An 11,417-nucleotide genomic window follows, 5' to 3' on the forward strand; every position below is an offset into this window, starting at 1 on the left:
AAAGGTGCAGGCGTCGGCACGATGCCGTTAAGCAACGATTTGAGCATATCCCTCCGTCTGGATTTCATGGGCATATCTCCTACATTTGCCGAACATGCTGCTTGGCATTGAAAACAACGTTTGATGCTGGCTGATGACTTGATGACGGCCAATCTTTCTCGTAGCGGCGCTGAACGCGCCGGCATCGACGGCTTTCTCCGCAGCGATGAATTCTGCCTCGCGGAGGGGCCGTTTCGACAGAACGCGCACCAGGCGTGTGTATGCATCTCCTCGTGCCATATAAGTATCAATATTGTTGGCATCGAAACTTATGACCATGTTCAAACCTTTCGAAGTCTCTTCTGTAAAGTTTCGACGCGTCTCGCTTGAACGCCCAGTTGGTCATCAGGGATGGAGAGCGAAGCCCTAAATGTTAACAAAACCAATGGCAACGAATCAGATCCTCGATAGTGAGATACCACTGGATTTAACGACAATCCACCAGAATTTAGCGTTACGACAATAAAATTTAGCCTATGGCTAAAAAATTGACAACATTTTAGGCGGAGCCATTACTGCGAGAATGGCGAAATACGGCAAACGAGATCTTCTTCGGGCGGCAAGAATAGCGCTCGGGATAAAGCACGATCAGATGGCTTCGCTTGCGGGTGTCAGTAGACCAACATTGACAACAATTGAAGGTTCAGAACATAACGTGGGCACTAGATCGATTGACAAAGTGGAAGCTGCTCTCGAACGCGAAGGTATTCAATTTTTGCCGGAGGCAGAAAATTTGGGTCCAGGATTTAGGCTTCCAGTCTTGAAAAAATAGCATGGCCATCCGGGCGTCGGCGCTGTACAGATCGACAAAGTTCGTTTGGCGTTGATCAAATTGGGCCTAGACTTTTTGCCATCTACCGAGGTTGCTGTTCGAAGGGCTAGGGGAAGTTACAGAGAGTGTTGGTTGGGTCTCTCATATCGGCGGCTGCAACCGAATAACGGCCGGCATTATGCAGCGACGATCTTTGACGTTCGCCGGAATTTGGGCCACCCCGGAGCCGCCGCGATTTTAGGATGGAATGCAGTTCGGTGTCATTGCTAGTGACGATCCCACCGGTGATCGCACGTTTACACGTGAGCATCCGCAGTTTCATTCTCACCAAGTTATATGAACTCATCTATGCAAAAGGACACATTGTCCGGCCCCATGCGTAACGTGGCGGCCCACCCGGTACGTTAGGCATGCTGTGCGTCTTGCGAGGGTTCCTGGTCCCGCAAGTCAGCTGTAACACGTCGCGCGCCATGACTTTGAGCGAGCGATTGCGATCCGAATTGAATCAGGACTTGAGCCGCGCAATTATCCCCTCCAGCGTCTGGACAGCACTTTTCTTGTCCAGCTTTTGCAGGTCGAGGAAGATTCTCAACCCTTCTTGCTCTTCCCGGATCGCTTTGCCATGTCCGATCATGTCATCGATCCGCTCGAGCACTTGGTAATTTCGCACTGGCTTGGCTATGCCTTTGGCGCGTATCGGTTCGCGTTCCTCGGCTACAACCCTGTCCTTGACCAAAGAATAAGTCGCATGGCTCATAAGAATGCCGCCGAGCTGGGCATGGGACTGCAGCCGGGACGCCAGGTTCACTTCACTGCCAATGATGGTGTACTCCATGCGGTCTTCACTGCCGAAATTACCGACGGTGCAATAACCCGTGTTGATGCCGATCCGCAGCTGGAAGGGCTTCTGCAGTCCCTTGTCGCGCCATTCTGTCTGCAAGTCCCACATCCGTCGCTGCATCGCGATTGCCATGTTGACGCAAGCCATTGCATCTTCCTTGACGCCCTTCGTCTCAGGATCGCCAAAGAACGCCAGGATTGCATCGCCAATGTACTTGTCTACGGTCGCTCCGTGCGCCAGAGCGATCTTCGTCATCTCGGTCAGATAGTGGTTGAGCATGGCCGTCAGCTCCTCCGACTCCAGATCATCTGTTGTCTCGGTGAAATCGGCGATGTCAGAAAAGAATATGGTGAGCTTCTTGCGGCTTGAGGCTATTCTTACGTCTTGTGTGCCGGCGAATATCGATGAATAGACCTGGGGCGACAGATATTTCGAGAGCTTGTTCGACAGGTTCACAAGCGTCCGGTTCTTCTCGGTAACGAGTGCGTTTGCTCGCTCAACTCTCGACTTCGCCTTGCGGATTTTTTCTTCGGCCCGCTTGAGCTGTGTGATGTTGGTATAGACAGCAACGATTCCGCCCTCTGTCGTCTTGCGCTCGTTGATTTGAATCCAGCGGCCATTGGCGCGCTGCTGTACATGGGGCGGGCCGGGTTGCCTGTGTCTGGCAAGTCGCTCGGCGATCCACTCCTCGACCCGTCCTTTCGCGTCCTTCACAAGACCTTGTTCTGCTGCATTGCGGATCAGCTTTTCATACGGCGTCCCTGGCGCTGGCGTGCCCAGACCCGGATAGAGCAGTTCACCATAGGCGCTGTTGCAGACAATAAGGCGGTCCTCCGCGTCGTACAGCGAAAACCCCTCCGAGATTGATTCTATCGCGTCCGTCAGGCGTTGATCGCTGCGCTGGGAAACGATCTCCGCGTGCTTGCGTGCGGTCACGTCGCTCCACGACCCGATAACTTCAAGGGGCTGGCCATCCTTGTCGCGGACCAATTGCTGTTCGTCGTTCACCCAGCAATAGGCCCCGTCCTTTTTACGAAATCGATACTCGACGGTATGGCGGCCCTTTTTGTACAGGTGGACGGATTCGGATTCCACCCAGGCCAAGTCGTCGGGGTGTACCCGGTCACGCCAGAAATCGGCGTGCTCAAGGTACTCATATGGCTCATATCCAAGCAAGCTTTTGATATTCTCGCTGATAATGATCGGCGCGTAGTCGCCGGTCGCCTTGAAGCTGTAGATGACGGCAGGCGCAGACGACAACACGCGTACGAGACGGTCCTGGGCAGCGACAAGTGCTTCGCTGATTTGCTTGCGGGACGTAATGTCGTTCCACGCACCGACCACTTCGATCGGATCACCTTCAGCGTTGCGCTGCAGCTGCAGATCGTCGCTGATCCAGCAGTAGTTGCCGTCCTTCTTGCGGAACCGGTACTCATTGGCGATACGTCCTTCCTCGAAAAGCCTCGCATAGTCATTCTCGACGCGCGGCAGGTCTCCCGGATGCACACGGTTGCGCCAGAAATCTGGGCTCTCGAGATACTCCTCACGCTCATAGCCGAGAAGGTCTTTGACGTTGGGACTGATGAAGGTCGGCCAGTAATCGCCCGTGGCTTTGAAGCTGTAAATCACAGCCGGCACACACGTGAGAAGATATTCGACGCGCGCCTGTGCCGCCGCCACGGCTTCTTCGGCCCGCTTGCGTTCTGTAATGTCGCTCCACGACCCAACAATCTCCAATGGCTGGCCGTCCGCATCCCGGACCAGATGCTGTTCATCATTCACCCAGCACCAGGTGCCGTCCTTCCTGAGAAAGCGGTACTCGACCGTATGACGTCCCTTCATAAACAATTCGACCGACTCGGCTTCCACCGCGGCGAGCTCGTCAGGGTGAACACAGCGCCGCCAGAAATCTGCATTCTGGAGGTACTCGCGAGGTTCATAGCCCAACATGGCCTGAATGTTGTCACTGACAAATGTCGGTGCAAAGTCTCCCGTCGCCTTGTAGCTATAGATCACAGCCGGTGAGCTCCCCAGCAACCGGGACAGGCGAGTATGCGCTGCCGCCTTGGCTTCCTCAGCTGCCTTGCGCGCTGTGATATCGCTCCATGATCCGACGATCTCCAGTAGCTGGCCCTTCTTGTCACGGATCAATTGCTGCTCGTCATTTACCCAGCAATAGGAGCCATCCTTGCGGCGGAAGCGATACTCCACCGTGTGAGTACCGTTTTGGAAGAATTTTGAAATCGCTTCCTCGACGCGAGCAAGATCGTCGGGGTGCACCCGGTCGCGCCAGAATGACGGATTCTCAAGGTACTCGTCCGGCGCGTAGCCGAATACCGTTCTGATGTTTTCACTGACGAACGTGGGCGCGAAATCACCGGTCGCCTTGAAGCTGTAGATCACGGCAGGTGACGAACTCAGCAGCCGCTCCAACCGCTGCTGCGCCGCCGCCTGCGCCGCCTCCAATTGTTGGGCCACCTTTCTGCCGCGCTCACGCGTAGCCTCTCTTATGGCCTGCTCAATAATTGCGGCGGTGCCATCATCATCGAACTCATCCAACGGGATCGGCAGAATATGAAGCAGAGCCGCCGTCGCGTTCTTGGCGTATTCCTTCGCGGTCATGACGGTGTAATTGGGGCTCCTATTATTTGATTTCCCAGGTCGTGTTATGCGGGATATCCATCGCAGTGTAGCCACCTGGACCAGACAATGCCGGCATTGCTATGCAGGCAAAGGGTTCACTCCCGGTAATTCCCTTGTACTTGCCACTGCCGCCGGTGATGATATGCGTGCCACAACCCATCTCTGGCTGTGACTTGTCGACGTCGCGCGTGTCAAACGTCGAGAAAATCTTGTCGCCGTCGTTGTCGGCCAATACGCAGGCACCGTCGATATATTTCTTCTCGCCCGACGCGACACTCAGCGCTGTACAATGTGCCGACATCTTGTCGAACATCTTTTCTCCCTTCATGTTTTCGGTGGTACCGACCGCCTCGAGCGAGGTGGCTGTACCGAGGTCAGCAATGTCGATGTTCATCAAAGGCCGGAAAATGAAGTGTGTCACATAGGGTGTCGTCCCCTTCTTTTCGATCGCCTGTCCAAGGACGATCCCAGGGGCAAAGGCCACGAGGACTCCAGCGAGAACTGCGGCTTTAACCCGCGTCATCGTTGCGGTGGATGCAGCGACCATGTTTGGGTTATCGGGTTTCATTGGTTCCTCCATTATTTGTGGGCACGGCGCTGCCCGATTGATTGAGTCCTGGGTTACCCCCTTGCCGGCGTCCTCGATGACATTGTCAATTTACCCATGCTACGCGGCGTCGCATTTCAATATTGGCGAAAGCGCCTAGTCATGTATCAAAGGAGTGTCTCCAGCATTCACTCTCCGCCGGTAGACCGTCAGCGCAGGCGCTTGTTCCCGGATACACCTTGTCGATGTCCGTGGGTGTCACATGGGCGTCGACAATTCGCCGCGCCTCCTTCGGTACAATATCGAAGATGGCCGCGCTGGCTTACGCCTAGCCAAAGTCGCACTTTAATCGATTGAATTTCCACGCATCCAGACACGACTCAGCGCTCCGTAAAGACCACTTACAGACAGTCAGCCCACGATGTACGCAAATACGCAGGCAGCACTGCTGCGCCTGTTTTCATGTTCTGCTCAGAAGTCACCCTGATGACAACGTCGAAGAATACTTCCTCCGACAATGTCGGAGATTGCCAGGAAAATGTGAATGGCAATCTGTGAAAATCATGGCCACCCCCCACGCTTAAACGCGCGCGAATTTCTCCTCAACTTTTTAGAATACTACGAATTCGTTGATAACGAAACCTGTGGGCAGATAGCCATTTTGATCTATGATTGTGGGCTTTGCGCGCTCGCACAACCATGGAGAAAAATACGCCCGCATATATACAGCCGATCAGTGCAAACCCGCGGCCGCACTCTGATTGTCATATGCCAAACCGGCTCGCCCCATATCCCACCCGTTTGTTGTAGGACGACCACCTTGTAGACAGCCTCCGCAGCCACGCGATCGGAAAGGTCGCCGATGGCGCCGCCGGAGTTTCGCTGCGGCCAGCATAGCGCCCTCGAATAAGGTCAAGGCTGTGACCTCGTCTCCCCATGCTCGACAAAAGTATCTACGATGAACAAGTCCGATGACGGGAAACGTCACCTGATGCAATTATTTCTCTGTATTTGGTCCTGACTGCCTTACACCATTATATGAAAACAACGTCGTCCGCTGACAAATCAGCGAGCGAAATGTCCTCGATGAGAATACCGTTCGTGTCACCGTCGAAACTGACGTACACACCGGCCGCTGTATCCTGCGAGGCGGCAACAAAGCTGTCGAAGTCTTCAAAACCGGCGCCATTCGACACGTAACTGCCGAATCTGATCACGTCGCCACCAGCGGTGTCAAAATCGACAATGCGATCAATGCCATTGTTGGAAGGTATTTCATAATCAAACCAGACGAATGTGTCGGCACCGGTGCCGCCTTCCAGAGTGTCGGCTCCACTTCCCCCAACAAGTGTATCCTTGTTGGCGCCGCCGGTAAGGATGTCGTTACCTTCATTGCCCCGCAGCTCGTCATTGTCCTTGCCGCCAGACAGGAAATCATATCCGATACCGCCAAACAGCCTATCGGAGCCATCCTCCCCGTAAAGAACATCGTTGCCGGTTTGACCCGAGAGGGTGTCAAAACCCGTTCCGCCCCAGAGCGTGTCATCGCCCGCACCGGCATCCACACTGTCATGGCCACCACCGGCGCGTACGATATCATCCCCGGCACCCATACCTCGGATGTCTTCATTGGCATTGCTAAGTGTCAGATCCAGCCGCTCTATGCCGCGAAAGTAAATGCCGACGCCGAATGTGCCGACCATGGCGTGCCCGGCACCGAAATTCAGATGAAGCGCGTAAGGCGATGTCGACGCATCCATAACGAGCGTATCGTTTCCCTCGCCGCCGTCTACCGCTCCACCATATACGGCAACACTCTCGCCGCTAAATACCAGCCGGTCATCACCGCTGCCGCCGTCAAGCCGGTCAAAATCGTCGGAACTTGTCAGGACATCGTTGCCTGCGCCGCCGTAAAGGAAATCGTTTCCCGCGCCTCCATCCATGGTGTCATTGCCGCCGAGACCCCAAATATTGTCGCGCTCATTTGTTCCGAGCAGCGTATCGTTCGTATTAGTACCGACAATTTTTGCCATATCACCACCCCTTTGCTGGTCGTATTGTTTTGCGGATACCGTTGACCGGATATCCATCGTCAGTGTCTTAAGTGAACACTACGTCATCGGCCGAAAGCTCGGCGAGCGTAACACCTTCGATGAGGATACCGTCAGTCTCGCCGTCAAAGCTGACATAAACGCCGTCCTCGGTATCATGCGAAACCGCAAGAAAGGCGTTGTAATCGGCTATATCGAACCGGCTTATCTCAATCACGTCGCCACCGCCCGTATCAAAGTCGATGATGTGATCCACGCCACCATCACTGACAAAACGAGACCAGGTAAATATATCGGCGCCGTCGCCACCGGTAATAAAATCAGCCCCATTTCCGCCCGAGAGGACGTCAGTGCCTTCGCCGCCGTCCAATTGATCGGCTCCGTCCATGCCGAATATTTCGTCATCGCCGGCACCGCCTTCCATGACGTCGTCGCCGATTTCACCCGAGAGCGTGTCGGCGCCGTTGTCACCACGAAGTACGTCGTTACCTTCTCCGCCCCACAATTCGTCATTACCGGATCGACCTTCGAGAAGATCGTTGCCAGTGCCGCCACCCAGCCAGTCATTGCCATCGGCACCGCGCAGCATGTGGTCATGGCCATGGTCTGCATAGACGCGGAAATCCTCGATGTTGACGAAAGTCAGTCCGGTTCCGGTTGAGCCGCTCGCAGCATCAAAATCAACGGCGACCGGGGGATTGAAGAAACTAATGTGAAGGTTGTCTTTCCCTTCACCACCATCGATTTTACCGTGCTGATAGCTTGCACTCGAAAAGACGTTGATCACGTCATCGCCATCACCCCCATTGATAGCTAAGCGCTCATTGATTTCATCGGACGGACTGGCATCCACAATGAGGTCATTACCGTTGCCGCCGTTGAGGACATCGGCCCCGCCGGTAGTCGTAAGAGTGTCGTTGCCATCACCGCCAAACAGCTTGTCGTCACCGCCATCGCTTCGCAGCTCATCATTGCCATTGCCGCCATCCGTCTCGTCATTGCCAGCTCCGTCTTCGATGCGGTCGTCACCCTCACCGCCGAGCAGCACGTCCGTGCCTTCATTGCCCGTGAGCCAGTCGTTACCGGCATGGCCTTCGATGCGATCATCACCACTCCCACCGCCAAGACTATCCTTGCCGCCACCCCCGAGCAGGACGTCGTTGCCATCACCGCCATACGCACCGTCATTGCCGTTTCCGCCCTCGACGCGATCATCACCTGCGCCTGTGTTGGCCTGGAGTTCGGGTAAGTCAGTCGCGATTATTGTGTCGTCACCGCTACCCGTTTCGATGTAAATGTCCTCAAAATTGTGGACAGTCGCGCCGGTCGAGGCGACGCCGCTGACGAAATCCATGGTGACATTTTCGGTCCGCGCTGAATCGTAAAGCCACAGCTGGTCATAACCATCTCCGCCATCAATTTCGGCAGAGGAGAGCGTCGTTGTGATGGCGTCATTGCCGATGCCGCCAAAAATATGGTTGTCTCCGAACGTGTCGTCGATGGTGTCATCACCAGCACCAGCATCTATCGTATCGCTGCCGTAAGAGCTCCGTTCATCCAGAGCGTTCGGGTATTGCGGCCCTATCCAATCCCTCCCATCTCCAGTCGAGATTACGTCGTCGCCCGTATCACCCTGAACAGTGTCATTACCGCTCCCCGTCGTCAGTTCCAGCCGCTCTACGTCGCGGAAGTAAATATGATTGCCGGCCGCCGACGGGTCTCCGATGAGGCCATGGCCGTTAAGGCTGTTGAACCTGACCGAGGCAGTGGTCGATGAAAGATCAACGGCGAGCGTATCGACACCGGCTCCGCCGCGCGCCGCGCCGCCCGTTCCGGTGAGCACAAACCGGTCATCGCCATCGGCGCCGTCAAGCTCGTCATAGCCGATCGAGCTCGTCAGGACATCGTTGCCTGCCCCGCCGTCAAGGCGATCATTTCCTGCAGCGCCATCCATGATGTCGCTGCCGCCGAGACCCCAGATACGGTCATTCTCGTCCGTCCCGTGCAGATTATCGTTCGCGACCGTGCCGACGATTGTTGCCATTGCACTTATCCTCCCAGATATTTAGAAAAAACTATAAGGAGTTTTGTTTTTATACAAGTATTACTATGCAACATATTATGGAATATGTTTAATTTCATGTAATTCGATTATACTTCAAATTTGAAAACAACACAGAAATAGAATATGAGTTTAAACCGTAGTCTTTCCACGAAAGATATTTTTACCTCGCGCATCTGATGAAACGTTGCTCTGCGCTAAATTCGCCCCGAGCCGACCGAATAGTGTCACGCGGCTTAACTGTTGTTCTGGCGTCACTCTTCGACGAAGTCAAAGTCTACGAGCGGGCGATCTGGACGCCGGGCTCCGTATTGCGATGTAGACGAACAGCGGGGCATGGCCATGGGCATCTCGTCATATACGGCTTTTGACAAGGTGTTTGAGTCGCTGGCGTCAGCGGCCAAGTATCTTTCGCCATTCTACTATCAGCTCGTCGCCGAATTGCTCGTGCGCAAGCACAGGTCCGACGAGGTGCGGCGCCGTTCTGCCAAAGGCGGTGGCGCTCAATCCCAGCGATCCGCGGAATTATGTGGAGCTGAATCAAGCCTTGAATTCAACGGCAGACTGAAGCAGGCGTGACTATCTCGATGAAGCGATGCGCGTTGACCCCGGGCTGAACGGACTTGCGGCACTACCAAGCCCGGACTGGCCGCTTTCGGGGAGACAGGCTTGAGGAAGCTGTCGGTTCTCTTGAGAAAATTGACTTTTCAATAGCCTGACCCCATGGCCAAAATTCTATGACTTGCAGGTCCTCCTTTCGGCATACGGACACTGCGCACACAGAAATATTTCGTTTTCAAACCGAGCGGATATCGGGCGCCTGCCGGGGCTGCCGGCAGATGTCAACCTGGACCCAAAGGATCGGCTGACCGGAGCGCAAATCAAATCCGTCGCGTTACGCCAAGAACGGCGCGGCCGCATGACGCCCGACAGCGAACCGTACGGCCGCATGGCCACAGCCGACGGTCCATCACCGTGACCATTGGCTCACGTACAAGAACGGGGAGGACCTGGGTGCAAGGAAACTTCCTGTGCAATGCCAATCCGAAACACCTTACGGCCTGTGGTGCCGTGTTCCGCAATTCCACCGGAACGTGTGAACAAGTGAACGGAATAATCAAAACTTCGCGTTGGCATCTGATTCCAAGACGCAAATGAGGGCCAAGGCTCCCTTATCGGGAACTATTTCGAAGATCGTCGTTGTTTGTCGCAGAATCCAGTTCGGCTGAGTCCCTACACCGCATTCCCGTTGCAATTTGGGCTCATTGAATTGACGGTGGGAGGTGATCTCACCCTCTTTTTCGTTCGGCACCTTACTTCACGGTCCAGAGTTTGTTTCCGGCTATCGGCGAAAGCTCACTGACGAATCGGTCCGGACGCGATGTGAGGTAGTCATCCATTTGCTGAAACCGATTGAACTCTTTATATATGTACGGTGAGTGCTGTAACCGCACCTGCTTAAGGAGTGCGGAAGCTTCTCTGGTTGAACCAAACAGGCGATACAGCTCAAAAGCTGCTTTCGGCTCTAGAGCAGGATCCAGGATGCGCCACATCTTGATGAACTGGTTGACGAGTGCCAATTTAGAGTTTGGTAAGCGCTGCTGCCCAGTTGGTTTTGATAGTGACGACACGAACTTTTTAGCAGCCGCGACCATTTCGCCATAGCGATCGGTCTCCGCGAGCCAGACCCGGCCATTTACGGCAAGCGTGCCTTTTGCCAGCGACACTACGAATCGGCCGTCACCATCGAATCGCATGAATAGATCCGGGACCTCACCTGAGTATCGTTCGAATGCCATCACAAAGCATGGGTGCTCTGCCGGATCGGGGACCGAATCTCTCCACCTCGTTGCTTTGGCGACGGCCTGTGTAAACTCGCGCACTGCGAGAATGTCTTGGCTTATCCACACCGGATTCAATGACCACATTCTTAGAATCGCCTTACTTGCGGCCAGTGCTGGGACCGTGAACAGCACCAAAAGTTACCAAAATCTTACCAATTCCAATGACTTACCCCTAACAAGCGGTTAATGGATGCCTGTTTCGTGATAAAATGGCAACACCAAGGCGGCAAGCGTTGCTGCAACATGACTTGGCGATTGCCCATGTCGATAAAATTGGATTAAACAGTGTTGGTCAACACGACACATATTGGAGAGATCAACAATGAACATTAAGAGCCTTCTTCTCGGCTCCGCTGCAGCCCTGGTTGCAGTCTCGGGGGCACGTGCTGCAGACGCAGTAGTTGTTGCAGAACCAGAACCAGTTGAATACGTTCGCGTTTGCGATGCATACGGCGCGGGCTTCTTTTACATTCCAGGCACCGAAACCTGCCTGAAGATCAGCGGCTATCTGCGTTACGACGCACAGGCCGGCGATGATCCCTACACTGGCTTCGACAGCGAGACCTGGCGCAAGCACACTCGTGCAACGCTCCGTTTCGACGCTCGTTCGGAAACAGA

The 11,417-nt window shown here is 54.6% G+C and carries 8 protein-coding genes; 2 read left to right on the forward strand and 6 right to left on the reverse strand.

Going from position 1 to position 11,417, the window contains the following annotated elements:
- Window positions 1–27: 27 nt before the first annotated feature.
- The 5 genes from CU103_RS30010 to CU103_RS30030 form a co-directional block, all read right to left on the reverse strand.
- Window positions 28–318: a hypothetical protein gene (locus tag CU103_RS30010; RefSeq protein WP_106667695.1), complete on the reverse strand. Its 291-nt coding sequence runs from the start codon at window positions 316–318 to the stop codon at window positions 28–30.
- Window positions 319–1,316: 998 nt separating this feature from the next.
- The gene (locus CU103_RS30015; RefSeq protein WP_106667696.1) at window positions 1,317–4,274 is read right to left on the reverse strand and encodes a PAS domain-containing protein; all 2,958 of its coding nucleotides are present in this window, start codon (window positions 4,272–4,274) and stop codon (window positions 1,317–1,319) included.
- Between the two features lie 22 nt (window positions 4,275–4,296).
- Window positions 4,297–4,863 carry a hypothetical protein gene (locus CU103_RS30020; protein WP_106667697.1) on the reverse strand — a complete coding sequence of 189 codons (567 nt, stop codon included), beginning with the start codon at window positions 4,861–4,863 and terminating at the stop codon, window positions 4,297–4,299.
- A gap of 1,013 nt (window positions 4,864–5,876) precedes the next feature.
- Entirely contained in the window at window positions 5,877–6,875 is a 999-nt protein-coding gene (locus CU103_RS30025) for a calcium-binding protein (RefSeq protein WP_106667698.1), read from the reverse strand.
- Between the two features lie 67 nt (window positions 6,876–6,942).
- A complete protein-coding gene (locus tag CU103_RS30030; protein WP_106667699.1) occupies window positions 6,943–8,937 on the reverse strand; it encodes a calcium-binding protein in 1,995 nt (664 codons plus the stop codon).
- 360 nt (window positions 8,938–9,297) lie between these two features.
- Between CU103_RS30030 and CU103_RS30035 the strand changes: the two genes are divergently transcribed.
- Window positions 9,298–9,534, forward strand: a complete 237-nt coding sequence (locus CU103_RS30035; RefSeq protein WP_146147900.1) for a hypothetical protein — start codon at window positions 9,298–9,300, stop codon at window positions 9,532–9,534.
- Window positions 9,535–10,268: 734 nt separating this feature from the next.
- Here CU103_RS30035 and CU103_RS30050 read toward each other — a convergent pair.
- Window positions 10,269–10,883 carry a hypothetical protein gene (locus CU103_RS30050; protein ID WP_146147901.1) on the reverse strand — a complete coding sequence of 205 codons (615 nt, stop codon included), beginning with the start codon at window positions 10,881–10,883 and terminating at the stop codon, window positions 10,269–10,271.
- Window positions 10,884–11,121: 238 nt separating this feature from the next.
- On the opposite strand from CU103_RS30050, the gene CU103_RS30055 reads away from it, so the two are divergent.
- A partial coding sequence (locus CU103_RS30055; RefSeq protein ID WP_210203859.1) for a porin occupies window positions 11,122–11,417 on the forward strand: 296 nt, incomplete at its 3' end.

The organism is Phyllobacterium sophorae (assembly GCF_003010965.1).
Lineage (GTDB): Bacteria > Pseudomonadota > Alphaproteobacteria > Rhizobiales > Rhizobiaceae > Phyllobacterium > Phyllobacterium sophorae.